This is a genomic window from Gemella haemolysans, from assembly GCF_012273215.1.
GTDB classification, from domain to species: Bacteria; Bacillota; Bacilli; order Staphylococcales; family Gemellaceae; genus Gemella; species Gemella haemolysans_A.
The window spans coordinates 383,681-409,482 of the sequence record NZ_CP050965.1 but is presented as its reverse complement, the minus strand read 5'-3'; the positions used below and the strand labels follow the sequence as shown (position 1 = coordinate 409,482).

General features: G+C 30.9%; 39 protein-coding genes and 1 pseudogene. 5 read left to right on the top strand and 35 right to left on the bottom strand.

The genetic code is table 11. The features are described from left to right. Positions 1 to 355: 355 nt before the first annotated feature. Both FOC48_RS02050 and FOC48_RS02045 read right to left on the bottom strand, forming a co-directional pair. Positions 356 to 1,450, bottom strand: a complete 1,095-nt coding sequence (locus FOC48_RS02050; protein ID WP_172497818.1) for an MGDG synthase family glycosyltransferase — start codon at positions 1,448 to 1,450, stop codon at positions 356 to 358. 11 nt (positions 1,451 to 1,461) lie between these two features. Next, positions 1,462 to 2,064, bottom strand: coding sequence for a phosphatase PAP2 family protein (locus FOC48_RS02045; protein ID WP_003146544.1), 603 nt, complete (start codon positions 2,062 to 2,064; stop codon positions 1,462 to 1,464). A 357-nt stretch (positions 2,065 to 2,421) separates the two neighbouring features. Between FOC48_RS02045 and FOC48_RS02040 the strand changes: the two genes are divergently transcribed. From FOC48_RS02040 to FOC48_RS02020, 5 genes are all read left to right on the top strand, one after another. After that, complete coding sequence (locus FOC48_RS02040; RefSeq protein WP_003146545.1) at positions 2,422 to 3,513, top strand: serine hydrolase; 1,092 nt, start codon at positions 2,422 to 2,424, stop codon at positions 3,511 to 3,513. A 154-nt stretch (positions 3,514 to 3,667) separates the two neighbouring features. After that, on the top strand, positions 3,668 to 4,324 hold the full coding sequence (locus FOC48_RS02035; RefSeq protein ID WP_003146546.1) for a LexA family transcriptional regulator: 657 nt from the start codon (positions 3,668 to 3,670) through the stop codon (positions 4,322 to 4,324). A 4-nt stretch (positions 4,325 to 4,328) separates the two neighbouring features. Next, on the top strand, positions 4,329 to 5,741 hold the full coding sequence (locus tag FOC48_RS02030; protein WP_003146547.1) for a Y-family DNA polymerase: 1,413 nt from the start codon (positions 4,329 to 4,331) through the stop codon (positions 5,739 to 5,741). Continuing rightward, a complete protein-coding gene (locus FOC48_RS02025; RefSeq protein ID WP_003146548.1) occupies positions 5,738 to 6,094 on the top strand; it encodes a hypothetical protein in 357 nt (118 codons plus the stop codon). The genes FOC48_RS02030 and FOC48_RS02025 overlap by 4 nt, the downstream gene beginning before the upstream one ends. Next, positions 6,087 to 6,377 (top strand): DUF5960 family protein, encoded by a 291-nt coding sequence (locus FOC48_RS02020; protein WP_003146549.1) that lies wholly within the window; start codon positions 6,087 to 6,089, stop codon positions 6,375 to 6,377. Before FOC48_RS02025 ends, FOC48_RS02020 begins: the two co-directional genes overlap by 8 nt. A 69-nt stretch (positions 6,378 to 6,446) precedes the next feature. Here FOC48_RS02020 and FOC48_RS02015 read toward each other — a convergent pair whose 3' ends face one another. From FOC48_RS02015 to FOC48_RS01855, 33 genes and pseudogenes are all read right to left on the bottom strand, one after another. After that, positions 6,447 to 8,018 carry a YSIRK-type signal peptide-containing protein gene (locus FOC48_RS02015; RefSeq protein WP_003146550.1) on the bottom strand — a complete coding sequence of 524 codons (1,572 nt, stop codon included), beginning with the start codon at positions 8,016 to 8,018 and terminating at the stop codon, positions 6,447 to 6,449. A gap of 195 nt (positions 8,019 to 8,213) precedes the next feature. Next, positions 8,214 to 8,525: a hypothetical protein gene (locus tag FOC48_RS02010; RefSeq protein WP_003146552.1), complete on the bottom strand. Its 312-nt coding sequence runs from the start codon at positions 8,523 to 8,525 to the stop codon at positions 8,214 to 8,216. Positions 8,526 to 8,762: 237 nt separating this feature from the next. Then, a complete protein-coding gene (locus FOC48_RS02005; RefSeq protein ID WP_003146553.1) occupies positions 8,763 to 9,047 on the bottom strand; it encodes a hypothetical protein in 285 nt (94 codons plus the stop codon). A gap of 81 nt (positions 9,048 to 9,128) precedes the next feature. After that, complete coding sequence (locus FOC48_RS02000) at positions 9,129 to 9,431, bottom strand: Imm59 family immunity protein (RefSeq protein ID WP_269208036.1); 303 nt, start codon at positions 9,429 to 9,431, stop codon at positions 9,129 to 9,131. Between the two features lie 43 nt (positions 9,432 to 9,474). Then, positions 9,475 to 9,729, bottom strand: a complete 255-nt coding sequence (locus FOC48_RS01995; RefSeq protein WP_003146555.1) for a hypothetical protein — start codon at positions 9,727 to 9,729, stop codon at positions 9,475 to 9,477. Between the two features lie 12 nt (positions 9,730 to 9,741). Further along, complete coding sequence (locus tag FOC48_RS01990) at positions 9,742 to 10,128, bottom strand: hypothetical protein (protein WP_172497816.1); 387 nt, start codon at positions 10,126 to 10,128, stop codon at positions 9,742 to 9,744. Between the two features lie 12 nt (positions 10,129 to 10,140). Beyond that, the gene (locus FOC48_RS01985) at positions 10,141 to 10,527 is read right to left on the bottom strand and encodes a hypothetical protein (protein ID WP_003146557.1); all 387 of its coding nucleotides are present in this window, start codon (positions 10,525 to 10,527) and stop codon (positions 10,141 to 10,143) included. Then, positions 10,524 to 10,973 carry an immunity 22 family protein gene (locus FOC48_RS01980; protein WP_003146559.1) on the bottom strand — a complete coding sequence of 150 codons (450 nt, stop codon included), beginning with the start codon at positions 10,971 to 10,973 and terminating at the stop codon, positions 10,524 to 10,526. The genes FOC48_RS01985 and FOC48_RS01980 overlap by 4 nt, the downstream gene beginning before the upstream one ends. Positions 10,974 to 10,975: 2 nt before the next feature. Continuing rightward, the gene (locus FOC48_RS01975) at positions 10,976 to 11,410 is read right to left on the bottom strand and encodes a hypothetical protein (RefSeq protein WP_216842918.1); all 435 of its coding nucleotides are present in this window, start codon (positions 11,408 to 11,410) and stop codon (positions 10,976 to 10,978) included. Between the two features lie 86 nt (positions 11,411 to 11,496). Further along, the gene (locus FOC48_RS01970) at positions 11,497 to 11,886 is read right to left on the bottom strand and encodes a hypothetical protein (protein ID WP_003146562.1); all 390 of its coding nucleotides are present in this window, start codon (positions 11,884 to 11,886) and stop codon (positions 11,497 to 11,499) included. After that, on the bottom strand, positions 11,883 to 12,113 hold the full coding sequence (locus FOC48_RS09930) for a hypothetical protein (RefSeq protein WP_003146564.1): 231 nt from the start codon (positions 12,111 to 12,113) through the stop codon (positions 11,883 to 11,885). Before FOC48_RS09930 ends, FOC48_RS01970 begins: the two co-directional genes overlap by 4 nt. Before the next feature lie 40 nt (positions 12,114 to 12,153). After that, entirely contained in the window at positions 12,154 to 12,294 is a 141-nt protein-coding gene (locus tag FOC48_RS09745) for a hypothetical protein (RefSeq protein ID WP_155801192.1), read from the bottom strand. 471 nt (positions 12,295 to 12,765) lie between these two features. Continuing rightward, a complete protein-coding gene (locus FOC48_RS01955; RefSeq protein ID WP_003146567.1) occupies positions 12,766 to 13,221 on the bottom strand; it encodes an SMI1/KNR4 family protein in 456 nt (151 codons plus the stop codon). Between the two features lie 471 nt (positions 13,222 to 13,692). After that, entirely contained in the window at positions 13,693 to 14,091 is a 399-nt protein-coding gene (locus tag FOC48_RS01950) for a hypothetical protein (protein ID WP_003146570.1), read from the bottom strand. Between the two features lie 158 nt (positions 14,092 to 14,249). Beyond that, on the bottom strand, positions 14,250 to 14,813 hold the full coding sequence (locus FOC48_RS01945; RefSeq protein WP_172497814.1) for a suppressor of fused domain protein: 564 nt from the start codon (positions 14,811 to 14,813) through the stop codon (positions 14,250 to 14,252). A gap of 21 nt (positions 14,814 to 14,834) precedes the next feature. Continuing rightward, complete coding sequence (locus FOC48_RS09740) at positions 14,835 to 15,167, bottom strand: HNH/ENDO VII family nuclease (protein ID WP_196792836.1); 333 nt, start codon at positions 15,165 to 15,167, stop codon at positions 14,835 to 14,837. Positions 15,168 to 15,412: 245 nt separating this feature from the next. Further along, entirely contained in the window at positions 15,413 to 15,913 is a 501-nt protein-coding gene (locus FOC48_RS01935; RefSeq protein ID WP_003146576.1) for an SMI1/KNR4 family protein, read from the bottom strand. A gap of 80 nt (positions 15,914 to 15,993) precedes the next feature. Continuing rightward, the gene (locus tag FOC48_RS01930; protein WP_254263190.1) at positions 15,994 to 16,455 is read right to left on the bottom strand and encodes an SMI1/KNR4 family protein; all 462 of its coding nucleotides are present in this window, start codon (positions 16,453 to 16,455) and stop codon (positions 15,994 to 15,996) included. Between the two features lie 157 nt (positions 16,456 to 16,612). After that, entirely contained in the window at positions 16,613 to 16,948 is a 336-nt protein-coding gene (locus FOC48_RS01925; RefSeq protein ID WP_000868444.1) for a DUF2185 domain-containing protein, read from the bottom strand. Then, on the bottom strand, positions 16,935 to 17,477 hold the full coding sequence (locus FOC48_RS01920; RefSeq protein WP_003146579.1) for an ankyrin repeat domain-containing protein: 543 nt from the start codon (positions 17,475 to 17,477) through the stop codon (positions 16,935 to 16,937). Before FOC48_RS01920 ends, FOC48_RS01925 begins: the two co-directional genes overlap by 14 nt. Positions 17,478 to 17,515: 38 nt before the next feature. After that, complete coding sequence (locus FOC48_RS01915) at positions 17,516 to 17,893, bottom strand: immunity 22 family protein (protein ID WP_003146581.1); 378 nt, start codon at positions 17,891 to 17,893, stop codon at positions 17,516 to 17,518. Between the two features lie 204 nt (positions 17,894 to 18,097). Then, entirely contained in the window at positions 18,098 to 18,454 is a 357-nt protein-coding gene (locus FOC48_RS09925) for a hypothetical protein (protein WP_254263189.1), read from the bottom strand. Between the two features lie 156 nt (positions 18,455 to 18,610). Further along, complete coding sequence (locus tag FOC48_RS01905; RefSeq protein WP_003146584.1) at positions 18,611 to 19,054, bottom strand: SMI1/KNR4 family protein; 444 nt, start codon at positions 19,052 to 19,054, stop codon at positions 18,611 to 18,613. A 1-nt stretch (position 19,055) separates the two neighbouring features. Then, positions 19,056 to 19,163: pseudogene (locus FOC48_RS09920) on the bottom strand (HNH endonuclease); the annotation flags it as partial. A 193-nt stretch (positions 19,164 to 19,356) separates the two neighbouring features. Beyond that, a complete protein-coding gene (locus FOC48_RS01895) occupies positions 19,357 to 19,683 on the bottom strand; it encodes an Imm59 family immunity protein (protein ID WP_003146585.1) in 327 nt (108 codons plus the stop codon). A 183-nt stretch (positions 19,684 to 19,866) separates the two neighbouring features. Beyond that, positions 19,867 to 20,319, bottom strand: a complete 453-nt coding sequence (locus FOC48_RS01890) for an SMI1/KNR4 family protein (protein WP_003146586.1) — start codon at positions 20,317 to 20,319, stop codon at positions 19,867 to 19,869. Between the two features lie 38 nt (positions 20,320 to 20,357). Next, positions 20,358 to 20,741, bottom strand: coding sequence for an Imm48 family immunity protein (gene imm48, locus FOC48_RS01885; protein ID WP_003146587.1), 384 nt, complete (start codon positions 20,739 to 20,741; stop codon positions 20,358 to 20,360). Positions 20,742 to 20,950: 209 nt separating this feature from the next. Beyond that, entirely contained in the window at positions 20,951 to 21,217 is a 267-nt protein-coding gene (locus FOC48_RS01880) for a hypothetical protein (RefSeq protein ID WP_003146588.1), read from the bottom strand. Between the two features lie 262 nt (positions 21,218 to 21,479). Continuing rightward, positions 21,480 to 21,746, bottom strand: coding sequence for a disulfide bond formation protein (locus FOC48_RS01875; RefSeq protein ID WP_172497812.1), 267 nt, complete (start codon positions 21,744 to 21,746; stop codon positions 21,480 to 21,482). Between the two features lie 345 nt (positions 21,747 to 22,091). After that, on the bottom strand, positions 22,092 to 22,646 hold the full coding sequence (locus tag FOC48_RS01870; RefSeq protein ID WP_003146590.1) for a hypothetical protein: 555 nt from the start codon (positions 22,644 to 22,646) through the stop codon (positions 22,092 to 22,094). A 1-nt stretch (position 22,647) separates the two neighbouring features. Continuing rightward, a complete protein-coding gene (locus FOC48_RS09915; protein WP_003146591.1) occupies positions 22,648 to 22,875 on the bottom strand; it encodes a hypothetical protein in 228 nt (75 codons plus the stop codon). Positions 22,876 to 23,253: 378 nt separating this feature from the next. Further along, positions 23,254 to 24,936: an ABC transporter ATP-binding protein gene (locus FOC48_RS01860; RefSeq protein ID WP_003146592.1), complete on the bottom strand. Its 1,683-nt coding sequence runs from the start codon at positions 24,934 to 24,936 to the stop codon at positions 23,254 to 23,256. Positions 24,937 to 24,957: 21 nt separating this feature from the next. Then, the gene (locus FOC48_RS01855; protein WP_003146593.1) at positions 24,958 to 25,800 is read right to left on the bottom strand and encodes an ABC transporter ATP-binding protein; all 843 of its coding nucleotides are present in this window, start codon (positions 25,798 to 25,800) and stop codon (positions 24,958 to 24,960) included. Positions 25,801 to 25,802: the final 2 nt, after the last annotated feature.

Genomic DNA, 25,802 nt, shown 5'->3' with positions numbered 1-25,802 from the left:
CTAAAAGACAATTTTCTAAATTGCTATATGTAAAATCTACATTACTAAAATCTACATTGATAAAATTTGAAAAAAGAAAAATCTAATCTCGATAAATTAAATTCTCTTAAATTCATATCTTCAAAAATCAAATCATTAAAATTCTTTTCCCCGTGTTTTAATCGTCCACTAAATTCCTCATACGAAATTTTTTTCATAATATTAACACCTCTATACAATATTATAGCATACACAGTGATTTTCTATAAACTTTATCTGAGCAAAACATTATTTTAGAAAATACCGACTTAAAAATTAGATTTTAACTAACTCTCAAATCGGCATCTAAATATTTATAATTATCTGAAATAAGGTTTTAAATTGAGTCTAAATAACTCATTATATCTTCACATATATTGTAACTAGCTTTAGGTAAATAATTTTTCATCATATTAATTTTCATCATTTCGATATCGTCTTTCGATAACAATTGTTCTACATATTTCAGTACTTTTTCTTGGTTTTCAGCAATTTTGGCCATATTATGTTTCTTGAAATATCTAGCATTTTCCATCTCCTGACCTGGTACCGGATTAAAAAGAATTAATGGAATATTACTCGCTAAAGCTTCAGAAATAGTTACTCCTCCAGCCTTTGTTATAAGTACACTAGAAGATTTCATCCACTCATACATATTCTCTGTATATCCAAAGATCTTAACACCTTTATCTCCACTATATTTATACTCTAACTCTTTTTTCAAATTCATGTTCTTACCACAAATTACTACTACTTGAACATCGTTTCTCATCTTTTTCAGCTGCTCTATAAGCATTGTAAAATCAGTAGATACCCCGAAAGCGCCTGCAGATAATAAAACTGTATTTTTTGTAATACTTAATCCATTATCTTTTAACCAACTATCAGTATCAAAATTATCATCAAATTTTTCTGCAATCGGTATACCAAATTTTCTAATCTTATTTTTTTCTACACCTAATTTCAGCAACTCTTTTTCAGTATCATCAGTCGCAACGTAGTATCGAAACGCTCCTTTTGTTAACCAACTTTTATGAAAACGATAATCTGTTATTATATTTACTATTGGTATTTTTTTATTTTTTAATAATGATAACGCTGGTGTAGGAAATGTAGATACAATAATATCTGGTTCAATCTCTTTTACTAATCTTTTTAAATAATCATAACTAAAATATCTGTAGATAGAAATGTCACTTTGATTGCTACCAGCATAATATAAATAGCCATAGATATCTCTAAAATATGAAAAGCTATATAGATACAACTTTTTTAGAACCGGTGTTAAATTCGGATGTGCTTGTAAAAACAAATCAGACTCTATTACTGTCACTCTATTACTATAATATTTTTCAAATGTTTCGCTAATATTTTTTGAAACTTGTAGATGCCCATTCCCGAATGAACCTGTTATCAATAAGATCCTCTTCATACTACTTCACCTTACTTCCTACTATAATAAATTAGATTGTAAATAAGCACTATTGCACTTCCTAAGGACATCCCTGCTATCGTATCAGTTGGATAGTGAACTCCTAAATAAATTCTAGAGCTTACAATAAATAAAATTCCAGCTATAGCTACAAGAATTGGAGTATATGTATTTTTCTTCATCAATTTTATGAATATTAAAGCTAACGATAAATATAATATTGTAGCTGAAGTTGAATGTCCACTAGGAAAACTTAAACTATTTAACTCCACTAATCGATGTATATTCGGGCGTGGACGGTTAAATATTGTTTTAATAAAAGACATCACTATTCCACATGTACCCATTGTAAGAGTTAAAAACAAAGCCTCTCTTTTAAACTTACTTGCGAATAAAATTATAACTATTATAGCTGTTATTATTGTACTTTGCTTCATATCTGCTATATTGGTCGTATTTAAATATATACTAGTAAGCATTGGATTCTCTAATCCTTGAATGAAATTGATAATTGTATTATCTAAAGGTTTTAAGAAACTGTCATACCCATTAGCCATTAAAATAAATATTCCAATAAATAATATAACTAAATTCATCTGTTGTCTTTTTGTCATTTGATCTCCTATGAAATTATTTACTTTATAATTCCTATAATAATACCATAATTTAATACATATAGATAGCAAAATAAAATTCTCTCTTTCTCTTAAACTCTATAAAATTCATTTCGAATTTCCACGTGACCATAATCCACCAATATTTTTCTCCTCAAAATTTTAAAATTAATATGTTTCTGTTAACTATTTTAACATTAATATTATGCTATAATTTATTACTTTTTTTCTGTAATCTCATCAAATTTATCCACATTTGATTTTTAAAAATCCGCCCTAATTCCCCTTAGATATTACTTGAAATTTAGTATGTTATCATTTATAATTATTAAATTAACGAAATAAACAGGAGAATTTATGTCGAAGGAACCTATGTCGAAAATTAAAAAAATTATAATATTATTATCTTCTCTATTTTTAGTATCCATAGCTGCCCTTTATTATTTAAATAAAAAGCAAATTGTAAATTTAAATAACATAACATCTTATTGGCTTGCTAATAATACGAAGAATACAAACGAGCAGACTAATGCTGAACAAAATGATAATAAAGAAGAAGCAAAAGAACCCGAAAAAAAAGTTAAATCTATTGAAGAAAAACAAGCTACAATGGCTGAAGATGCCGCAACTATGAAGTCATTAGGATTATATTTTGATTATGCAAATATGACCTTACCTGAAGTTATTCAAGCTTACTCAAAAGCAAATGGAATTAAAAATTCTCAAATAGCTTTCTCATATAAAAATTTAAACACTGGGGAATTAATAGAAATGAATGAGACTCAGCCAATGACTGCAGGCTCAACATATAAACTTCCACTTAATATGATAGTTATCGATGATTTTGAAAAATATAATCTATCTATGACCGAACGCTATGATATTACTAAAACAGAGTATGAATATATCGGAGAACACGATACATATGTTAGAGTTTTTAACGGAGCCATGACTATTCCTCAAATGCAATATTACTCATTAGTTTATTCAGAAAATACTCCAGCATACGCCCTTGGGGATCGTATCGGTGGAGTAAGCAAAGTATACGATATGTATAATAGATACGGTGAATCTAAGGGAGAACTTAAAACTTTTAGTACTGATAACAAAACTACAACTAATTACTACATTCAAGTTCTTCAACATTTATGGGACAATAAAGAAAAATATAAAGATATCCGTCAGTATATCGGAGAATCTTTCCCTGGTGAATACTACAAACGCTATTTACCAAATCTAAAAATTGAGCAAAAACCAGGTTATGTTAATGATGCATTAAATATTGATGCAATAGTTTATGAAAAAACACCTTATATTATTGCGCTATATACTGCTGGTTTAGGTGGAATTACACCTGCTAACCAAGAAATTAATCTTGTTGGCTTAAATCAAGTAGGACAACTTGCATACGTTATAAACGAATGGCACCGCGTTAATATGAATATGTAATTTAAAAATGTTTAATACCTAAACTTTTTAGAGAATTGGTTAGAAAATATATTTTCTAACCAATTCTTTTTATTTATACTTTGACAAATTCTATTTTTTAATTTATAATATTTGTAAAGTTATAACTTTACAAATATTATAAATGGAGGTAGTTATGTTTTGTAATAATAGATTAAAATCCTTGCGTGCTAAAAGAAAAGTTTCTCAAACTGCTGTAGCTGAATACCTTGGCGTTACTCGTGCTGCCTACAATAGTTGGGAAAAAGGAAAATATATTCCAAATAAAAAAAATTTAGAAGAACTAGCTCTTTATTTCAATGTAGAAACTACTTATTTTGAATCAGAATATGAGATAGTTAATAAATATCTACAGTTAAATGATATAAATAAAAAGAAACTTTTAACTATAGCAAACGAACTATATATCTCTCAATTACATAAATATCAAGTTCACGCAAAATTATCTGCTGGACTAGGAAATTTCTATTATGAAGACTACGAATTTGACACAGTTTATTTCGATAAAGATATCCCATATGATATAGCATCATGGATTGATGGAGATTCTATGGAACCTAAATATCATAACGGGCATGTCGCCCTAATCAAGAAAACTGGATATGATTTTGATGGATTAGTTTATGCAGTAGTTTATAATGAAGAAACATATATAAAAAAAGTTTATTTGGAGGAAAATACTGCTCGTTTAGTTTCTATCAATGATAACTATAAGGACATAATAGCTCCTATAGAAGAAGTACATATTGTCGGAATAGTCACAAATTCGTTTAAACCAATAACAGAGGTGTAAATATATGGGAATAATTGATTACACATTAGAACCTCATTCTGATATAGCATTTATAGACATGAAATCTTTTTACGCTAGTGTCGAATGTGTAGAACGTGGCCTTAATCCCCTAACTACCTCACTTTGTGTAATGAGTAGAAGTGATAATTCTAATGGTCTAATCTTAGCTAGCTCTCCTATATTTAAAGAAGTTTTCGGAAAAAGTAATGTTGGAAGAAGTTACGATCTGCCTTTTGATATCAATACACGATGTTTTTCTTTTTATAATGCAAAAAGACAAGGGCTTAAAACAACTCCTGAATATATTAAACACATTGAATCTTGGGCTAAGAAAACACTAATAGTCCCCCCACGAATGACACTATATATTGAGAAAAATATACAGATACTCAACGTACTAAAAAATTATGTTCCAGACGAAGATATCCATCCCTACTCGATTGATGAAGGTTTTATCGATTTGACTCAGTCACTTAATTACTTCGTCAAAGACTCTAGTAAAACGAGAAAAGAAAAATTAGATATAATTTGTGCAAAAATCCAACATGATATATGGAAAAAAACAGGAGTATACTCAACTGTGGGCATGAGCAATTCTAATCCACTTCTAGCAAAACTTGCTTTAGATAATGAAGCTAAGAAAACTCCTACTATGCGAGTGAATTGGTCATACGAAGATGTTGAAACAAAAGTATGGAGTATACCAACTCTTACCGATTTTTGGGGTATAGGAAAAAGAACAGAAAAAAGACTAAATAAATTAAAAATATATTCTGTTAAAGATTTAGCAAATGCTAATCCAGATATATTAAAAAAAGAATTTGGAATTATCGGAGTTCAACTATGGTTTCACGCAAATGGTATAGATGAAAGTAAACCTTCAAAACCTTATAAACCAAAATCAAAAGGTTTAGGTAACTCCCAGATTCTTCCTAAAGATTATAATATCAAATCACAAATAGAACTAGTCTTATCTGAAATGGCTGAACAAGTTGCTATAAGACTAAGAAGAGTCAAGAAAAAAGCAAAATCAGTACATATCCATATTAGTTACAGTAGAATTGAAAATAAAAAATCTATTAACGCATCTAAAAAGATTAACCCCACTCAAAGCACAAAGCAACTAACCGATTATGTCTTATCACTTTTTAGAAGTAAATATAATGGTGGCGCTGTACGTTCTATCGCAGTTAGATATGATAACTTAGTAGATGATAATCTTACAATATACACTCTATTCGATGATATTGAAGCTATAGAAAAGCAAAGAAAAATAGATAAAACCCTAGATTGTATTCGTGATAAATATGGATTCCTAGCTGTACAAAATGGAAGCATGTTGATGGAAGGTTCACGTGTTAAAGAAAGAAGTAAACTAGTAGGAGGCCATGCCGGCGGCATGGATGGCATTATATGATAAACAGAAACTATCTCCCTTATAAATCCGCAAGAGAATATGCTGATCGTGGTATGGCAAAATGGATGGGATTTTTCATCTCAGAACATACTACAGCAATTAACACACAAGGTGACACAATAGACTTCTCCAACAATATGGATGAAGATGAAAAAAGATTATTACTAAATCAGCTATATTTCTTTAAAGGATTAGCATATTTATATACTCACAATCATCGCGAACCATATCTAGGAAAAGTTGTTGATTGCAGCAAAGATACTATTTATTTTTCTACTAAACAAAACATATTACAAATTTCAATTAATGATATTCTAAAAGTTTCATTAGCAGAGGAATTAGACTATGAATAAACTTAATCAACACGAAGTTCAATTCGATTATTTTAGCAGTAACTATGATCAATTTGAAAAAGATTTCTATAAATATTCTGCATTAAATGTTCCTCTAACATTTTTAACAGATGATATTCTAAGTTTAATGGCAAGTAACAATAGCAATTTTTTCAGATTAACCGCTAATAAATCAAAAGACAAACGAGATCACTATTTCTTTTTTAAAGTTCAAACTCCTTTAGAAAATAAAATGGTAAGAATCTTTCAATATATTGGACATAAATTTATAAACCAAAAATAAACTCGAAACTAGGATAACCTCCTAATTCGAGTTTATTTTCTATGTCTAAGTGTAATAATTTCTTAGATTTTATTGATTTTGTTTTTTTCGAATCGTTATTGCAGCTCCAAGTGCTAACAACACAATCCCTAGTGATTTAGTTGTTTCCAAACCAGTTTGTGGTAGTTTTTCTGTTTCTTTATTATTAGTTCCTTCTTTTTTGTCACTATTAGTATTATCGCTATTGTCAGACTCTTCTTTTTTAACCTCAGGCTTATGCTCAGCTTTTACTGGAGTTACTATTTGAACACGACTTTCTAGATCTTTAGCACCTACTCTAATTCTTTCTAGAATAGTAAATTTACTAAAATGATTGATTTTAAATTTTACAGCCCCTTCACTAAAACTACTTTCGACTTTTTCTAATTCATTATTTTCAGCAATATGATACACTTCTAGTTCTGCATTATCATTTTTCACAACAGACATTTTAACTGTACGTTCTGCATCACTATCTAGCTTTTTCCCATCTTTTTCAAAATGAATTTCAAATACTTCCACAACTTTATATTCACTGCCTAATTTTTCGATAATAGTTTTATTTAGATTTTCATCATTAATTGATCCTACAAAAACATTATCAGCTTTTATTTTATCTTTATCAAATAATACAGCTACATCACGTCCCGAAAGTTTCGCTGATAAAACATGGTTTTCTACCTTAGCAGTATTTGTTGAAGTTTCTTGTTTTTTATCATTAGTTGCTTCTTGTTTACTTGGAGTAACTTTTGAAGTTTCTCTTCCAGGAGTTGCTTTCTTATCTTTAGGAAGAGTTTGCTCTTTAGGTGTGTCCTTTTTATCTTCTTTTACTGATTCATTCTTTTCTTTTTTATTCTCAGAAACTTTGTTTTCTTTTGGAGTTTCCTTCTTATCAGTCTCTTTTGTTACTTCTTTGTTTTCCTTTTTTTCCTCAGTAACTTTTCCTTCTTTTTGCTTATCTTTTTCCACTGAAGATTCATTCTTTAAAGTATTTTCTAAAATAGATTTCACTTTTTTAAGGTTTTCATTATTAGGATTAGCTTCTAACAATTCTTTAACTTTAACTAACCAGACAGTTTTTATTTCCTGTTCTTTATTTTTGTCTACTTTAATACCAGCAAATAGATAATTTACAAATTCTTTTTCATCAATAGTATTCCAATCTATCTTATCTTCTAAAATAGATTTAATTAATTTTTCTTCTTTGTGAACTGCTTCATCTGAAACTGGTTTTGATAACACTGTTTCTGTAGATTTTGAAGTTGTTTCAAGAGAAATTTTTTCTATTTTAGATTTCCCTAAAACAGGTTTATCTGTTACATCTACTCTATTATGTTCTATAATTTTTTCTTCATGTTTACAATCTGCGCACCCTGTAGCTGCAGTAGGTTCTATAGGTTTTGGGCTTAATTCAGGTTTAGGAATTATTTTTTCAGGTTCATCTAAAACAGGTTTGTTTACATGTTCTAAATTAACATCGTGAGTAACTTCAGTATTTACAACAATATTGTTTACATCTTCGTGTGCATAAGCTGTTCCAAAAGATCCTGCAGTAATACCTATTAATACACTAGCAATACCTACTGAAACCTTTCTAATCGAATATTTTCTCGTACTAAACATAATTTTCTCCTTATCAACTTACTTAAAAATTATAATTTACTTATTTATCTATCTTTCCTATTATAGTATATCTCAGAAAAATGAGCAAGTACGAACATGCTTTAATAACTTACAATACAAAAATACCAGAATCAAAAAGTTAAATATTCTACTTTTCTTTTTGATCCTGATACATAATAATATCCATATTTTATATTATTTAATTTGATGTTTATTCATTTTCTCTTGGAAAATATCTGTAATAACTTTACGTAGTTCTTCTTTTTCTTTTTCTGGCCACTCGCCTTCTTTTTGAGCTGCAGCATAAAGTTCTGGATACTCAATAGAAATTCTCTTTACTGTACGTGTGTTAGCATGTTTTCTTACAAAAAATGGAATTTTCTTCATTAATTCTTCAGGAACTAATGAAAGTATTCTTTCTGCAGTCTCTTTATCACTAATTACTGAAAAAGTAAGACCTTTCTTTATCTGTTCTTGTTCCTGCTCTGTAAAATCTTCTAACTTCATTCTTGTTCTCCTAAATATGTATATTTCTCATTTAAAGATTATATACTAAGAATTATAAAACAACAAATATATTTTACTGATAGAGATTATCAATATTAAAAAAAAGAAATTCTATTATTAGATTTTACTAAGACGTCCAATTATTGTTACTCTGAAGAATATAAAATATGATATTATTATTTTATATTTCTGAAAAAATAGTTTAAATTCCCTCCGAAATAGAATCCCAATTCATATCTAATATTTCAATATAATTCTTATCTTTCTCAAATAATTAGATGCAATTAATGTATCTTCATATTTCATATTCATCTTAAAATCATGCGATCCATGTTTAATTATTAAAGTGAACAATTTATCCAATACCTCATCATATTTATCTTTGTCTTTTATTATCTCTGGTGACAAAATCCAAATTATATTATTAATATTCTTAATCATATTATAAATATCAATATCAGATAACTTATCTTTACGTCCAGCCTCAGTATTTATGATAATCTTGATATCCTCACTACGCATAAAGGAAGTTGATACTTGTTGATGGGAGAGCTCGATAAAATTCAAATCAAATTTCACTGCGTTGCTTTTCTAAGTTTATCATTATGGTTTGTCCCACAAAGGAGAAGGATATTCTGGTTCCTCGTTAGTCATAACTTGCAACCTGTTATATTTTACAGTTAAATCCAATATCTCAAATAAGCATTGCTCTGCTTCTTCAAAATTTCTAAATGTTCTAATCTTTCCTATAATACTTGCCCTATCTCCTAAAGAATAAACTAAGTATACTTTTTCCCCCTCATCATATTCTATTCGCGTTTGCCAATCTTCTCTCCCTTTATTCCTGCCATTAAATACGGAGACTCTTAGCGTAGTATAATTCAACTCTTCAACTTTCTGTTGAATTATTTTTTTTCATGCATCAATTTATCCATTTATTTTATCTCCTTTAATAGTCCCATTTTTTCGTACCAGCTAACAGATGTTCGTTTAATCTGCGTTCCACCACCTGCTCCAAAAACTTTTGCAATTTCACCTTTTGAAACAACTCTAGTGGCAATTCATACACCACTCGTTGTTCCGCAATACCTCCCTCATCCACGACAAGATAATATTGTTCGCCGTGTTTCCAGATATGCTGACCATAACCTGCTACTTCCTCAAACTTGATAATATCTTCCCAAGTTAATTTACTGTTTACCATATCAAATCCATATTAACTATCACTACTTGCTAGAATTTTTGACCCTTCTGGTAATAATTCTTCTAGCTCTTGACGAGTAAAATGCCTTTGTGCTGCGGCATTATTTTTTAAAACCTCAATGTGTTTTCGCCAAAAAAGCTTATTTGCTTCCTCTTGTGACATATTAGGTGGCCAAGCATCATTTTTTAGCCTAAAATGTAACTCTACTAAATTCTTTTCTCCACTCTCAATCAACTGAAACAACTCTAGTGGCAATTCATACACCACTCGTTGTTCCGCAATACCTCCTTCATCCACGACAAGATAATATTGTTCGCCGTGTTTCCAGATATGCTGACCATAACCTGCTACTTCCTCAAACTTGATAACTTCTTCCCAAGTTAATTTACTGTTTACCATATCAAATCCATATTAACTATCACTACTTGCTAGAATTTTTGACCCTTCTGGTAATAATTCTTCTAGCTCTTGACGAGTAAAATGCCTTTGTGCTGCGGCATTATTTTTTAAAACCTCAATGTGTTTTCGCCAAAAAAGCTTATTTGCTTCCTCTTGTGACATATTAGGTGGCCAAGCATCATTTTTTAGCCTAAAATGTAACTCTACTAAATTCTTTTCTCCACTCTCAATCAACTGAAACAACTCTAGTGGCAATTCATACACCACTCGTTGTTCCGCAATACCTCCTTCATCTGCGACAAGATAATACTGGCCATTATGCCTCCAAATCTGTTGACCGTAGCCTTTTATTTCCTCAAACTTGATAACTTCTTCCCATGTTAATTTACTGCGTTTCATGTGACGTCTCCTTCCTTTATACTGATACCGTCCATGACACCCTCCGGCATGTCTCCTGGATAGGTTCTTCCCCCTGGTCGCCACCAACCATTCGCACCGTCTTCCCTACCACTTGGGATTGAGATCCCTTTTTCAGAGACAACTTCCGGTGCTACATCCAAGCGATAAAGTGGATTGTCACCTAAGTACCCTTCGTCAAAGCCCAGTAAGGTTTCATAGAGGCGATTATCACCTTTGGCGACATCTTGAATAACATCCGCATGGTCTTTACTCAACCAAAAACTTGTGCCATCTTTACCTCCAATAATTCCTTCTTGATAATTAGGATCTGGCTTAAATTTTTGAAATCTAGTAGCACCATCCTCTTTATATGAAATTTTGAAGTATTCTTGAAATTCTTCTTGACTGGCAAAATTACCAAGCCATAACGATACTTTTTGTTTCATTTTTAATACCTTCTCAATCCTTCTAGTAAATTTAAAATTCCATTTTTCATTCTTTGACTTGCCCATTCATTTAATCTGTGTGCAAATTCCTCATAATCATATGACAAATCAATAATTTTTAATATCTCATTATGAGCTTTTGTAAAGCCCCGTCCTCCATATACTCCACAAGGATTTATGAACTGCACATCTTCAATTAAACTTCTCATTTCTTTGATATCATCCATGGAAACTCCCCATTTTTTAAATTGAGGAGTCCGAGAAACAAGATTCCATTCATGGTAGCCACCTGGTCTTCTTATTCTATCTTCGATTTTTTTACGTAATTTTGGGATTTCCCATAATTTCTCTAGTTCTTCTGGAGCTAAATTATCAAACCACCCATTAAATTTACCATTTTTAACTGTTGGAATAATATCATCATAGACTCGCTCCATCCTACCAGAACCACTTACTCCTCGCGTCACATCCTCCGCCAGACAAAATCTTTAATGCGTTTAGAAAAATAATAAATATCTATTCTTTAATTTCCAGATTCATCGTCCTCATCGTCTAAAATTATTTCATCTGAACTGACTAACTCCTCTTTGGTAATTTCTCCCATTTTAAATCTGCGTCTTTTGTTTAGATCAAAAATTATTTCATGCAAATCTGCAAAGTAAGAAGAAAAGTTAGCCATCGAAGACAATAACTCGCAATAGAATTGACTGTATTGCTCATCAGCTATACTTTGATCAATTATTTCTTCCTTGAATGCTGAAATACCTGACATAAGCTCTTGAAAGTCATCAGATAGATTATCATCTATCAATTCTTTAAAATCTTTTAATTTCTTATTTTCTTCTAACGAGTATCCTAGCCTCGAATTGAATCGTTTACACACCTCATAAAGTTTATAGATTTCTCCCTTCAATGTAATTTCCTTCCTTTAGCTTTTAATAACTTATCTGTGTTTAAAGTACCATCAAGATTAAGTACAGATTTCAAATTACCACGTTTATCAAAAACTTTAAAATGGTCCATATGTAAACCATCCAAACACAGGTAATCTCCTTTACGTAAATTTTTATCAACCTTCTTCATCACTTCATAAACAATCTGCCCGTCATACTTCTTCTTAGTCTTTCTAGGGCTTCCCACAATCTTTTGTCCAAATTCTGTTTCAAAAAACTTCGACATATTATTGACAACTTGTGTGACTCGCTCCGTCCTTACCAGAACCACCTACTCCTTGTACTAAATCGTCTGCGTGTTCACTTGAGAAGTGCATCACATCACGCAGAGTCTTACTCTCAACGCTGAAGGTAGGCATGGTTCCCATACCTCTCGCAAAGGCAACTGCCTCTATACGAATGCCGACTGGGATTCGGGTATCTAATAATTTCTCCCCAAATTTCCTAATGACATTATTGATCTTAGACAGGATATTGTCAACCTTTGAATCCCATTTTTCGACATTTGTGAGAATTCTTGCCTTAGTACTGTTCTTGGCTATCTGAATCATCTCAGCCGCTTAATCTCCTGCATCATAGGCATCCATATGGATAACTTTATCCTAAAGGGCTTTTCCTGTCTCTTGAGCACGATAAGCTGCCTTATCCGCTTAGCTGGCATTGGGATCCTGGCCACGCTAAGCCGCACCTGAATCCGTCAGAGCAGTGTAAATTCCTACTCCTAACTCCACAAGGCTGGACAGGTTATCTACCGTTCCTTGCAAGTCACACTTTATTCACTCGGGCATTTTCTAACCTAAAAGTATACTACAAAAAGCTATCACGCAGATAATTATTCACTAATTTTCTACCATATTTAAAAACTCACTAAATGAATTTGCCAAAAAATAAGTATTCATATCATCAGTAGACGATGCAAATTCATAGGTATCATCATAATAATAAATTCCAGCATTATCATCCTTGCTCAGCCAGAACACTATGAAGCCATGCTGAATAGTGTCCCCAATAATGATTGAGTTCGGGAACAAATCATCTTGATATTCACTTGTCCACTGTTTAATATCTCCATTTTTTACATTCGTTGAAACACCAAACATTACATCAATATTAATTTCTTCACTAACTTGAGGAATTCTTACTAAATTTTTATATCTATAAGCTGTATTTCTACCACCGTTTTCCTGCAACAAAAAACTCTTATAATCTTCCGGAAGAACCACTTCAAATTCATTTTCTAACATTAAAATTTCCCCGTTATTAGCAAATCCAAATTTATCAAGCTTTATTGTCATTTTTATTTATTACCTTTCATAATTGATATACCACCTCAATGGGCAAATTGTCTGTGTACAGCACTATCAACTGCTTATATCGTTTTCCCATCTTGATGATGATGCCAAGTATTACCTACACCTGCATCTCCTGCCTTGGCAAAATCTTTTAATCTCTCCTCAAATCCACTTTCTATTACAAATTCTTTTTTTACTTGTGGTGGAATACCATTTTTAAAATCAGGAAATCCTTCAATATATTTTATTGTGATACCCTCAGAATTTGTATATGCTCATGTTCCATCTTCAAGTATTTCAACTTTCCCTCCTTTATCCATCCATTTTTGTGGTGCGGTATCCAACTGACTCTGAGCAGTTACGACCATCTTCATATAGGCTTCTTGGGCTTTCTGAAGCTCCACAATATCTATATAAAATCCCATTAGCCTTCCTCCTAGTGAACATAAAAAGCGAGGAATCAATATCTATTCTTCAATCTCCAAATTCATTTTCTTCGTCATCCAAGACTACTTCCCCTGAATTTTCCCATTCTTCTTTTGTGATTTCGCCACTTTGATACATGAAGTTTTTATTCAATTCAACTAAAATATCATCAAAGTCATCAAAACAATCGATTATCCCCCTAATTCCAGTTAATAAATTATAGAAAGCAATAGTGTAATCTAAATTCTCTGAAGAGGAAATTGTAGTAATGTCTATCTTGTTAAACAATCTTAATCCTTCATAAAAACGATCTTCATATTTTTTTAGAAAGATATTTATAGTATTGTCTATATCTCTGATGCTTTCTTCTCTAAGTAGCACACCTTTATTATTCTCATTAAGAATAGTCAATCGTTTCATTACATCTTTTAACTCTGAACTAATCATTTTAATCTCCTCCCAGAAGCTAAATTAAATTTTTTACTATTAGAAGTTCCATCAAGATTAAGAACATCCTTTACTTTACCTCTTTTATTGAATACCTCAAAATGATCTTTATACCGACCATCTAAGTACAAATTATCTCCTTTTTTTCAAAATATCATCTAAACCACAGGACTACGATTTAAATCATAAATATCTATTTGTTTTTTTTCAAATAACATTTCTAATTTTTGATACCCATTCTCAACAAAAAAATGGTACTCCGACTCAGAAATCGGAACTGCAAACAACCAAGTTACATATTCATGATCAAATTCCAAATCGTGCAACTCCCATAAAAATGGGATAGTCAATAACATGTGGTTCATATTAAAATCTAGATAATAATTATCTATTGCATTTAGAAATACAGTCCCTGGTATACAAGGAGATAATCCATCCATCACTTTAAAAGCACAGTCACTTATTATATTTGGAAACAAATCATTCCTACTATCTGTTAAACCAATAATTTCTGCTCTTAAAGATTTATCATCTATCTTTTTGTTCAAAGTGTACTCTGATAACCCAACAGTTGAGTAAGAAGATACGTGTTCAATTGGAGAATCATCACCACAAAATATGTCAATTTCTTTTCCAGATTCATCTTTAAATGCATATACTCTTGGAGTACCGCCAACATCATCTAAAAGCTTTCTAGCTATCTCTTTTTTATCATATTCCATAGTAAGTTCCTTTCTTCAAAATCATGAACCAAAATAAAAATCCATCTTATCTTCACCAATATGACTTCTATTAGATTCTGGTAGCTCTGGTCTATAGCTATTGGGATTATTATATTCATCTAAAAATTGTTTACGAGTTATTTTTCTATCAGCCGCACTTTGTTGGTGTTTTCTAAATCCATGTCCCAGTTTATGTCCCATATCCCAAGGCTCCTCAATATCCATTACCTTTTTAGTAATAGGATCTTTGACAACACCTTGTTCATCCTTAGTTTTATCCCAGACAGTTTCCTTTGCATTCTTCCTATAACCTGATGGACGCTTGTAAAGTTTTTTCTCTAAACAGGAGTGTATCTTTCACTCCTTGACGGTAAAATCATCTAACGCTTTATAGGATATCAAAGATAAAGTGTAGAATCTAACTTTTATTTCATCTCTATGAAGGTAGATGTAAGATTTCAATTTATTAAATAGCTCATTATAAAAAGTTTTTTCAATAAATAACTCAAGGAATTTATCACCCATAAATAGGACTCCTGCATTATATTTTGTGCATTACTCTTAACATATACTCAAAAGCATGATTCCGTAACCAAATACTAGCTATTTGCAATATCATCTTTAGAATATAGCATTCCTAAAAAGTCTTCAAATGTATCCGTGATAAAAGTTGTGGATGGATTAAGTTCATAAGAAGATTCATGATGCCATATGCACACACTAGGATTCTCCCTTCTCTGACTATAATCTAAGCAAACAAAGTCTCCGCCAAATAAAGCCGCTACAGGTAGTAATTCTACTCCTAAAATATCTTCAGAATACAGTAAGCGTTCATCTAATTGCGTTAGAATTACATCTATATCATACATACCCAAAGTATGATTTTGAGTATCATGTAAAATACATAAAAAACGTTCTATTATACGTTCCTGATCTTGAGGTAACTTTCCACTAAAGATATTCTTCTTAGGAATCAACCCACTATATTGTTTAAAAAATTCCTTAGCAGATGCTGGGAGTGAAACCCTCCATATCTTTTCTTCTTCATTCAGTAACTGTTCGTCAGGTAATGGTGTTATTATCGTATTTTTATATTCCATTATTAAACATTAAATCCTTCCTATTTATCTTATAGCGTCGGCCCAATGACCTAAAGCATGATTCCGTAACCAAATACTAGCTATTTGACAATATCATCTTCAGAATATAGCATTCCTAAAAAATCTTCAAATGTTTCTGAAATAAACTCTACACTAGGATGCCATTCGTATGAATCCTCGCGCTTCCAATAACATACCTTAGGGTTCTGGGGCCCTTCTCTATAATCTAAACATATAAAATCACCACCGAACACTGTTGCTACTGGTAATAGTTCTACACCAACAGAATCTAGATCCACACTTAAAATTTCTAGTATTGGACTCCATATAGCATCAATATCGTACATTCCTAGGGAATTCTCTTCAAAATCATCTAAAATACAAAGGAATCTTTCTATAACATACTCTTTATCATCACTGATTTTAAAAAGATTCTTTTTAGGAATTATCCCATTATATCTGATTATGAATTCCTTAAAGGAACTCGGTAAATCAATGCACCATTCTTCCTCTTTTTCCTTAACTAATTCAATACTAGGCAAAGGGAGGATTACCGTTCTAATATCTTCCACTTTCTAATTCTTTCCTTTCTTTTTATATTTAGAATGAATACCACATTCACTATATATATTAGCAGCGCTATACAAGAACTACATACACCTCATAAAAAATCAATCATGATAATACTACTATATATAACTAATCTAAAATTTCAGATATTTTCACCTCTTTTTCCTCATTTAAATCATAGAAACCAACATGAACCCCCTCCTCGTATAGCCACGCTAAATTCGTCCCATACTTCGCTTCAAAAATTTCTTCCATCACGGGTGCAATAGAAAACATGGTTTTTGCTGATACAATTTCAAAATTTTGGGGATTATTTACGTATTCCTCATCATCGGAACTAGAATAAATAGTCCATCCATTTAATTGTAACAGTCGAGATTTTTCTCTGTAAGTATACGCAATAGGTAATCCATTTTTTACATTCCTTGATAGAACAAATCCTCCATAATTATCACTTACTTTCATTTTCATACTTCTCCAAAATATTTAAAAAATCATTTCTCCAAGATAACTCTTTAGCGTAGTCTAACGCAGATTTACCCGCATCATTTTTTAGAGTATAATCTGCATTATGTTTTAACAATAATTCATAAATAGGATATGCATCTTGCGTTGTTAATTTTAAAACAGTTAAAGAATAAATTAGTGCTACTGATCCATATTTATCAATTGCATTAATATTTATACCCGCTTCAATTAACTTAGCTATTACATTTACTGCGTAATCTACATTCGGTCTCCAATTTGCTTTAAATTGAAAAAAATTATGTAGTGCTGTTCTACCATCTCTATCCTGATAGTTTATATCTATACCTCTATCAAGCAAGAAGTTAATTATCTTAATTCGGTCTTCAATTTTATCACTATTAGTGAGGACAACCGATAAAAGATTCAATTGTTCCTTATTTACCTGATTTATACTACCGATATATAAATCTTTCAGTAATTTAAAATCGCCTACCTGTGCAGCTTCAAATATTGCTTTTGATTCCATATCACCCATCTCCTTACTCATACTTTTAAATTATTGTTTTATCTATAATCTACACTTGTAATGAAATTTAAATAATCTGAGGATTTTACAGAGCCATCATAAGCATAGTTATAGATTAGTACAACTACATTGCCTTTATTTATAGTCAGACTCTCTAATGCGTTCAATTTACACAACAACTGTTCCTCATAGGAAGCAGTGCGCAAAATAATAGATATATCGTTTGTTTCATTTGGCAAAACTGCTTTTTCAATTAAATCTTCATCTATATCATTAATGTCTATCTTAAAATCGTTGAAAAAATCAGAAACAACGATCTCTCCCTCATCATCATAAGTTAGATCAATATAATTTTCTAACTCAGTTAAATTTTTGAAATTACCTATCCAAATAGATACCGTATTGTCTGTTTCCATTTTATTAAATCCTTTCTATTAGCTATGGAATTCTTAGCCCCTTAGGTAATACTTGAACTCCTCCCTCAAGACGATAGTTAGCCCAGATATTTCATCTTCTCACAAACATATCATAATCTTTCGATGAATCAATAATTTCCAGCAATTCATTATGTGCTTTTGTAGAACCTAAACCACCATGGACTCCTTCAGTGTTAATAAACTTTACATCTGAAATTGCAGTACGTAACTCGCTATTTTTTCGAAAGTTATATCCCAATACTTGAATTGCGGAGTCCTTGAAACTAAATGCCACTCATGCATTCCACCAGGATATCTTAATTGACGTTCAATTTTCTTACGTAGTTCCTTTTTCTCCCAAATAAAGTCTAACTCTTCTACCGTTAGAGAATTGAAAAATTTTTCAAAATATCCACTTTTAACTGTTAGAATATTCTTAGTTGTTATATTTTTTATATCATCATAGAAGCGCTCTACTTTCCCAGAACCACCTACTCCTCGCACTACATCATCCGCATGTTTACTAGAAAAGTGCATTACCTCACGCAGAGTTTTTGCCAACAAGATTCTGAAAATCCGTGATTGTCTTAGAAAACTCAGAACCTAGAAATTCTGAGCTATTCTTTAAGCCAACAATCACGGGGGTATGAACATCATTGATTTCATATGTATAATTTAATATAACTCAGAAAAATATGATTGTAAAAATTACTTCAATTATTCAATCACAGTCAATTGATTTATGAACTCCTCAAAAGAGTTAGCTATAAAATAAGTATTTCCATCATCATCCGAACCCTCTAAGTTATAAGCATGATCATAATAGTACACCCCTTTATCTTCTCCTTTACAAACTAAAATAAAGAACCCCATCAGTACATCATCTCCAATAATAAGAGTGTTTTCAGGTAAATCTTCTTTGTATTCTTGAGTCCATTCAAGAATGTTGCAATTCTCGGTTTCTGTATCAATTCCATATAGAATATCTATGGCTATTACTTCTTGATTCAAAGGAAGTGTTATACCAAGCTCACCTTCTGCGCACATCCCATTATTCGATAGAATAAAATCTTTATAATCTAAGGGGAATGAGATATTTAAAGTATTTTCAGCTCGAGTAATTTGCTCCTCATTTATTTTTTTTAAACCTTCTAAAATCATCTTATTTTCCTTTCTTTAGGGAAACTCCTCCGCGATGGGTAAACTTTGCGCGAATGCTCTTATTCACTTCTTGTAATGTCTTTAAGTCCTCATGATGATGCCATGTATTACTTCATAGTTTTTTTCAATCTGAAGCTCCGTAATATCTACATAAAAGCCCAGTAGCCTTCCTCCGTGTTTACATACGGCTCATAATACCGAACAAAATCCTCACTGCGCATAAAGGAAGTCGATACTTGTTGCTGGGAGTGCTCGATAAAATTCAAATCAAATTTCACTACGTTGCTTTTCTAAATTTATCATTATGGTTTATCCCAAAGAGGTGAGGAATACATATAGCTTCCTCTGTTAGATATCTCCCTTCGACCCTCACGTACTATAAAGTCCAATACATTAAAGAATTTTTTTTCAGCCTCAGAAAAATTATCAAATTCAAATGTTCTTCCAATTTTATAACCCCTCTCATCTCTGCTATTCACCATGAATAAATCATCTTTGTAAAATATATGTACAGCAAATGGTGTTCTATTTGTTTCATCGAAAAGAACATACCGTAAAGATATATAATTTTTTTCTTTTATAATACATTCTATTTCTTGTTTGAATTTTTCAATTTGTTCCGAATCCATTTTATCACCTCTTTTAATAAAACTAAATCTTCATAATACTTCAAAGAATTCCCTAGTTGTATCTGAGTTCCTCTACCTGCTCCAAAGACTTTTGCAATTTCTCCTTGTTGAATATTACTTAAACCTCACATTGGCTGATTCAAGGAATTTATCACTCATAAATAGGATTCCTCTTTTGTATTTCTATGGTTCAGAAATATATAACTTTTCTATAAAATTAGTAAAATTATCTGCTAAAAAGTATACATTTGAATCTACCGACGACTGGTCAAATATAAATGTGTGGTCCCAAAAATAAATTCCTCTATCCTCTCCACTCACAATCATAACAAATAACCCTCCTCCATATTCCGTTCCAAAGACAAATGAATCGTATGGAAGTTCCATTTGATATTCTGAGTTCCAATCCGTTAGACTAAAGTTTTTATTCTCTGAAATACCTAACATTGTCCCCAAAATCACTTCTTCATTTAAATCATCAATAAAAAACGATAAGTACTGCTCTTTAGGAATACCCACATTAACATCTAATAGAAATTCCTTATAGTCTTCTGGAAGTATTACATTTATTTTTTTTTCTATCTCTGATAGTTCTGAATTTGAGATAGGTCTCTCTAACGATTTAAAATAATACATTCTTTCCCCCATTATTTTCTTCTTAAAGCAAATCTACCTTATTTTATGGATGCCATTATATTATCAAAATCCTCTTTTAATTGCTCGTACTTCTCATTACTATAGAGATAAAACGCCTCTATTCCTCTATGTATTATTGCATATACAGTCGGGTGGAAATTCTTATCTGTGGCATCGATAACAAATTGCGTCATTTGAGTAGCTGCCTCTGGACTATAGCCCAATGCTTTTATTCCAACACGAATCATTGTAACTTGAACATCGATTGGAGAAATGGACTCTTGAATTGCTTTAGCATTTAAAACACCAAATATATAGGAAGCTAAAATTTGCCTATTCATTTCGTCCCCTAGATCAATTTTAACCAATTGAATAATATCATTTGCTATTCTTAATGACTCGCTTACATATTGCTTTTCCATTTATTTCTCCTTCTGGAATTATTTTCATTTTAAATACACACCTTACTACTTACTGCAGATAAAAATTTTCTGTTCCATCCTGAATATGGAGAATGCGGAACGTCTGCTCATCAATCCATCTTACTGGAACAAAAAGTGAACTTTTCTCCAAATTTGAAAGAAGCTGTTCCCTATTTTTTTCTGTTCTATTTGATGAAAAACGTTGTAAACTATCTTTGACGTTCATTCTTTTTTAATTCCTTATCTAAATCTTGAAGTAGGTAGATGATTTCTAAATTATAATTAGCAGTTGCATCTATCAACATACGTGCATGCTCCTTAAGATGAACATTCGATGGGATAGTTTCTGTTTCCTTTATTGATCTAATAATGGTATAAAGAGTGTTAATTGCTCCTTTTTCCTGTATTTCTGAAGGATACTGTTTATCCATTATTTCTAAAATTTTATTGGCTATCTCTATTGATTTCATACTCATAATCTACTCCTTAATTAGGGACAGTCCTTACATTCACAACCCAATCCTGCGACCATCCCTGTGGTAATAATATTTGGTCAGCTTAAATATACACCTTACTACTTACTGCAGATAAAAAATTTCTGTTCCATCTTAAATATGGAGAATGCGGAACATCTACTTATTTACCCATCTTATAGGGACGAACAGCGTCCATTTCTCAATATCTGGAAGAAGATTCGACCTATTCTCTTCTGTTCGATTCAATGAAAAATGTTGTAAACTATCTTTTATGTTCATTTTTTTTCAATTCCTTATCTAAATCTTGAAGTAAGTAAATAATCTCACTTTGATAATGCGTTGTCTCATCTGCAAACATTCTAACTAGACTTTTAAAATTTATGTTTTTTGCTACTTCTCCACTTTCTACAATTTCATTTGCTAATTGATAAATACTTTGAATTGAGCCTGTAACACTTTTTTGTTTGGGGTAATCTTCTTCAATAATAAAAACAATTTTTTCAGCAATTCGCTTTAAACTACTTGTCATATCTCTTTTCTCCTTCAATTATTGATAATCCATCAATTAGGAACTATACTAAAGTCCGTAATCCATTCTAATAGCCAGTCTTGCGGTAATAATATTTGGTCAGCACCACCTTTCAGTACAGTCCATGATGAAGAAATCTTCTGCATGATAGGAAGAGCTACTAATACTACACTGAGAACCCAACCATTTATTTTGTAAGGAATTTCTTTTTACTGAGATACTTTAAGACTTCCTTCATTCAAATCGTAATAAACTGGATTCTTTTTATAGTAGCCAAAGAGAACTATTTTTTATAATCGTACATGTCTTTTACTCAATTGAACAACACTTCCAATAGTCAAGTACTTACTCATTCTCTAACTCCTTTATCAATTGATTTAAAATAATATATCGTTCTTTCGTTTTTGTATTTAAGAATAAACAAAAAGGAAAAAGTAAACCGACGGAAACAAATAAGAATAAAAAGATCGATGTCAGTAAATATAGAATAGCAGAAATTGTAACTATTAGAAATAAAGATATGATAGTTATAATCGCAATCTTAGAATTTCTTTTTTCTTGATGAAGAAATATACCATATGATTCTCTCGACAGGTATAAATCTGATAATTCTATCCCTCTATACAGCTCTTTAACATAGATTCGCGAAACAGAAAAAACTGCAATTGTCCCAAATATCAGTATTAAAATATTAAATAATAAAATATTTATAAATAGATATTGATTTAACCATCTAACTATTGGCAACATAAACAGTATAATCATCACTAAGAAAGATTGACTATAGCTGCTTTCTTTTTTATCTATTCTGAGTAGTAATTTTTGTCTGCTTTTATCATAAAAAACAGATTGCTTTTGATAGATTCCTACAGGAATAATTTCATAATTATCTTTCATCATTTCACCCAAATACTCTTCCCAAACAACTCATCATTCCTGTAGAAGCATCGCCGATATTTTTTCCTACAATTAATGATGAACTTTTTGATATATACTTTTCCGTTATATTTAACTTATTCCCTTCATCTTCATCGCCTGACATTTCTGACCACTCACCTTCTTTTTGAGCTACAGCATAAAGTTTCTGGATACTCAATAAAAATTCTCTTAACTGTGCGAGTATTAGCATGTTTTCTTACAAAAAATGGAATTTTCTTCAGTAATTCTTCAGGAACTAATGAAAATATTCTTTCTGCAACCTCTTTATCACTGATTACTGAAAAAGTAAGACCTTTCTTTATCTATCCTTGTTCCTGTTCTGTAAAATCTTCTAACTTTATTCTTGTTCTCCTAAACATGTATATTTCTTATTTAAAGATTATATATTAAGAATTAGAAAACAACAAATATATTTTACTGATATAGATTATCAATATTATAAGTGAATATACAGAATCATACAGATTTCTCAAATATATGAACTATACTCTTAAAACATTAAGCAATTCATAATCGACTCATTAATTTTGATTTACATTTTATAATATTATATTTTTTACTATTAAAGTTACACACTCAACCCAAACAACTTATAAAATTCACCTTTTCTATCGATCAAATCACGAAAAGGACCGTCTTCTACAATGATACCATCTTTCATAAAAATAATTCTATCATATTTTTTCAAAATAGCTTCATTCAACTTGTGTGTGACAACAAGAGCTGTCAAATCTCGAATTTTCAAGATTGAATTTTCAATTTCAGCAGTAACTTGATTATCCAAAGATGAGGTAGCCTCATCCAATAATAAGATTGGGGTTTTACGAATTAAGGCACGTGCAATACTAAGTCTTTGTTTTTCTCCACCAGATAGATTTGATCCATTCTCTCCGCATAAAGTTTGTAGACCTAATTCATTTTCTAAAATATAATTTTCTAACCCAGACTGCTGCACAGCTTGCTTTATATCATCTTCTGTGAAAGGTTGATTAAGGGTAATATTTGCACTTAAGGTATCATCAAAAATATAAACATCTTGCTGAACAACAGTCATTAAATTATATAGGCTCTCTGATGAAATATCTTGCAAATTTTGATTATCAATTGAAATATGCCCACTTGTCACATCATAAAAATTCAGTAATAAATTGAGTAAAGTTGATTTCCCACTCCCTGACATACCTACTATTGCAATTTTTTCACCCTTTTTGATATTCAAAGATAAATTATTAAAAATTTTTTCTTCAGAATTAGGATAAGAAAAATCAATATTTGAAAAAGAAATAACATCATTGAAATATTCTTTCCTTTTACCAGTTTGAAGTTCGGTTATATCCTTCATTTCAAACGAACCAAATGTCGCCTGTCCTTCACGGAATTTACTTATTCCCATACCAATTTCATTTAGTGGCATTACTACAAAATTGACTAATTGAACAATAGCTGTTACACTTCCAATTGTGGTATGACCATCGAAGACGAGATACATTCCTCCACCAAAGGCTACTAAAAAAACAATCATCCCTGAAAGCTGAGAAATAATATTAGATAGAATATCAAATTTACCTTTCATAAAATATATCTCATCCAATTTTTCACTTTCAAGGCTGTAGTCTTGACGAACATCCTCTTTCACGTTAAAACTTTTAATAACCAGAAAGCCTGATAGAATATCTTTAACCTTAGCTAAATACTTTTGATCCGCAATAATAATACTATTTTGTAAAGAAGCTGTTTTTTGCCCAATAACTCCTGAAATTATCATTGGAAAAATGCTGGCAATGATAACCAATAAAGTTAAAAACCAATTGCCTATAAACATGGCTATTAATGAGAAAATCATCAAAGAAAAGTTTTTTGAGATATTAAAATACTGGTATAAATAGTCCTGCTCGATTTTCTTCATATTTTCAGTCAATATAGAAATATATTTCCCTGATTTTCCCTTAGAAAATTCTCTATAATTCTTATCTAAAATTGATTGAAACACCTTGTTTTTATATCTTGACATAATTTTTCTAACAAGTTTATTTCTCAATCGAAGAGATATAAAATTAAGACCAGCATAGATGAAAATAACAGCAGCCCCCACTAGTATTGCTTGGGTTAAAGCTTCTCTATTCTGGGACATTCCACTATCGATAATACATTTAATAGAATAAGCAAAAGCAATATTAGTTAAAGGAACTAGCATATTAAAAATCATAAAAGTATAAAAAAATTTTTTATGCTTCTTTATCAATTGTTTCATTCTTAATCTACCTCCTAATTCTTAAATTTTATTTATAAAATGCGACATAAAATATTCTTCTAAGTCAATATTCTCCCTCATAATTTCTTTCATAGAGATTTGTTCAATCATTTCTCCATTTTTTATAACACCTATCTTATCTGCTATTTGTGAAATTTCAGATAAGGTATGACTTGAGATTAATATTGTAATTCCATGTTCCTTAGAAAGCGACAGCAAAAGATTTCGAATTTCTTGAATTCCTATTGGATCTAAACCATTGATTGGTTCATCTAAAATTAATAATCTAGGTTTTGTTAAAAAAGCTCTAGCTAAACCAAGTCTCTGTCTCATACCTAACGAAAATTCTTTTACTTTTTTAGTCGTATTTTTTAATCCTACCATACTTAAGCTACTCATTATATCTAATTCAGTAATATTTTTCTCCATATACTGAGCATGAATTTTCAAGACTTCTTTTGCAGTACAGTTTTCATAAAAAATTGGTGTTTCAATAATACTACCAATCTGACTTAGAATTTCCTCTCTGTGTTCTTGTAAACTTTTCCCGAAAATTTCAATACTACCAGATGTAATAGTTGATAAGGTCAACATACATTTCATTAAAGTTGTTTTCCCGGCACCATTGGGACCTAAAAAACCATATATTTCTCCTTCAGCAATTTGAAGGTTAATACCACTCAAGATTTCTTCCTTATCAATAGTTTTAAAAAGTTCTTTAATTTCAACAACATTTCTCATTTCTATACCTCTCTTTCTATATCCAACTTCCAATCCAGGATTCTTTTCTTCAGGAGCATAAATACCAACTTGTATAGTATCTTCTTTTAAAGTAATTATCAAAAAATTGCTTATTTTAGTCATTT

What these genes read in the sequence shown, in the direction of transcription:
- FOC48_RS01875 (WP_172497812.1), bottom strand. Translation starts at nt 21,746, where the DNA reads ATGACAAGTAGTTTAAAGCGAATTGCTGAAAAAATTGTTTTTATTATT.
- FOC48_RS01915 (WP_003146581.1), bottom strand. Translation starts at nt 17,893, where the DNA reads ATGGAAACAGACAATACGGTATCTATTTGGATAGGTAATTTCAAAAAT.
- FOC48_RS02010 (WP_003146552.1), bottom strand. Translation starts at nt 8,525, where the DNA reads ATGAAGTTAGAAGATTTTACAGAGCAGGAACAAGAACAGATAAAGAAA.
- FOC48_RS09915 (WP_003146591.1), bottom strand. Translation starts at nt 22,875, where the DNA reads ATGCTAATACTCGCACAGTTAAGAGAATTTTTATTGAGTATCCAGAAA.
- FOC48_RS01895 (WP_003146585.1), bottom strand. Translation starts at nt 19,683, where the DNA reads ATGGATTCGGAACAAATTGAAAAATTCAAACAAGAAATAGAATGTATT.
- FOC48_RS02015 (WP_003146550.1), bottom strand. Translation starts at nt 8,018, where the DNA reads ATGTTTAGTACGAGAAAATATTCGATTAGAAAGGTTTCAGTAGGTATT.
- FOC48_RS01855 (WP_003146593.1), bottom strand. Translation starts at nt 25,800, where the DNA reads ATGACTAAAATAAGCAATTTTTTGATAATTACTTTAAAAGAAGATACT.
- FOC48_RS01995 (WP_003146555.1), bottom strand. Translation starts at nt 9,729, where the DNA reads ATGGTAAACAGTAAATTAACTTGGGAAGATATTATCAAGTTTGAGGAA.
- FOC48_RS09745 (WP_155801192.1), bottom strand. Translation starts at nt 12,294, where the DNA reads ATGGGAACCATGCCTACCTTCAGCGTTGAGAGTAAGACTCTGCGTGAT.
- FOC48_RS01945 (WP_172497814.1), bottom strand. Translation starts at nt 14,813, where the DNA reads ATGGAATATGATAAAAAAGAGATAGCTAGAAAGCTTTTAGATGATGTT.
- FOC48_RS02035 (WP_003146546.1), top strand. Translation starts at nt 3,668, where the DNA reads ATGTTTTGTAATAATAGATTAAAATCCTTGCGTGCTAAAAGAAAAGTT.
- FOC48_RS01990 (WP_172497816.1), bottom strand. Translation starts at nt 10,128, where the DNA reads ATGGTAAACAGTAAATTAACTTGGGAAGAAGTTATCAAGTTTGAGGAA.
- FOC48_RS01955 (WP_003146567.1), bottom strand. Translation starts at nt 13,221, where the DNA reads ATGACAATAAAGCTTGATAAATTTGGATTTGCTAATAACGGGGAAATT.
- FOC48_RS01870 (WP_003146590.1), bottom strand. Translation starts at nt 22,646, where the DNA reads ATGATGAAAGATAATTATGAAATTATTCCTGTAGGAATCTATCAAAAG.
- FOC48_RS02045 (WP_003146544.1), bottom strand. Translation starts at nt 2,064, where the DNA reads ATGACAAAAAGACAACAGATGAATTTAGTTATATTATTTATTGGAATA.
- FOC48_RS02025 (WP_003146548.1), top strand. Translation starts at nt 5,738, where the DNA reads ATGATAAACAGAAACTATCTCCCTTATAAATCCGCAAGAGAATATGCT.
- FOC48_RS01920 (WP_003146579.1), bottom strand. Translation starts at nt 17,477, where the DNA reads ATGGAATCAAAAGCAATATTTGAAGCTGCACAGGTAGGCGATTTTAAA.
- FOC48_RS01890 (WP_003146586.1), bottom strand. Translation starts at nt 20,319, where the DNA reads ATGTATTATTTTAAATCGTTAGAGAGACCTATCTCAAATTCAGAACTA.
- FOC48_RS02040 (WP_003146545.1), top strand. Translation starts at nt 2,422, where the DNA reads ATGTCGAAGGAACCTATGTCGAAAATTAAAAAAATTATAATATTATTA.
- FOC48_RS01925 (WP_000868444.1), bottom strand. Translation starts at nt 16,948, where the DNA reads ATGAAAGTAAGTGATAATTATGGAGGATTTGTTCTATCAAGGAATGTA.
- FOC48_RS01975 (WP_216842918.1), bottom strand. Translation starts at nt 11,410, where the DNA reads ATGGAGCGAGTCTATGATGATATTATTCCAACAGTTAAAAATGGTAAA.
- FOC48_RS02020 (WP_003146549.1), top strand. Translation starts at nt 6,087, where the DNA reads ATGAATAAACTTAATCAACACGAAGTTCAATTCGATTATTTTAGCAGT.
- FOC48_RS01905 (WP_003146584.1), bottom strand. Translation starts at nt 19,054, where the DNA reads ATGATTTTAGAAGGTTTAAAAAAAATAAATGAGGAGCAAATTACTCGA.
- FOC48_RS02005 (WP_003146553.1), bottom strand. Translation starts at nt 9,047, where the DNA reads ATGCGTAGTGAGGATATCAAGATTATCATAAATACTGAGGCTGGACGT.
- FOC48_RS01880 (WP_003146588.1), bottom strand. Translation starts at nt 21,217, where the DNA reads ATGAGTATGAAATCAATAGAGATAGCCAATAAAATTTTAGAAATAATG.
- FOC48_RS01985 (WP_003146557.1), bottom strand. Translation starts at nt 10,527, where the DNA reads ATGAAACGCAGTAAATTAACATGGGAAGAAGTTATCAAGTTTGAGGAA.
- FOC48_RS01950 (WP_003146570.1), bottom strand. Translation starts at nt 14,091, where the DNA reads ATGATTAGTTCAGAGTTAAAAGATGTAATGAAACGATTGACTATTCTT.
- FOC48_RS01980 (WP_003146559.1), bottom strand. Translation starts at nt 10,973, where the DNA reads ATGAAACAAAAAGTATCGTTATGGCTTGGTAATTTTGCCAGTCAAGAA.
- FOC48_RS02050 (WP_172497818.1), bottom strand. Translation starts at nt 1,450, where the DNA reads ATGAAGAGGATCTTATTGATAACAGGTTCATTCGGGAATGGGCATCTA.
- FOC48_RS02030 (WP_003146547.1), top strand. Translation starts at nt 4,329, where the DNA reads ATGGGAATAATTGATTACACATTAGAACCTCATTCTGATATAGCATTT.
- FOC48_RS01935 (WP_003146576.1), bottom strand. Translation starts at nt 15,913, where the DNA reads ATGGAATATAAAAATACGATAATAACACCATTACCTGACGAACAGTTA.
- imm48 (WP_003146587.1), bottom strand. Translation starts at nt 20,741, where the DNA reads ATGGAAAAGCAATATGTAAGCGAGTCATTAAGAATAGCAAATGATATT.
- FOC48_RS01860 (WP_003146592.1), bottom strand. Translation starts at nt 24,936, where the DNA reads ATGAAACAATTGATAAAGAAGCATAAAAAATTTTTTTATACTTTTATG.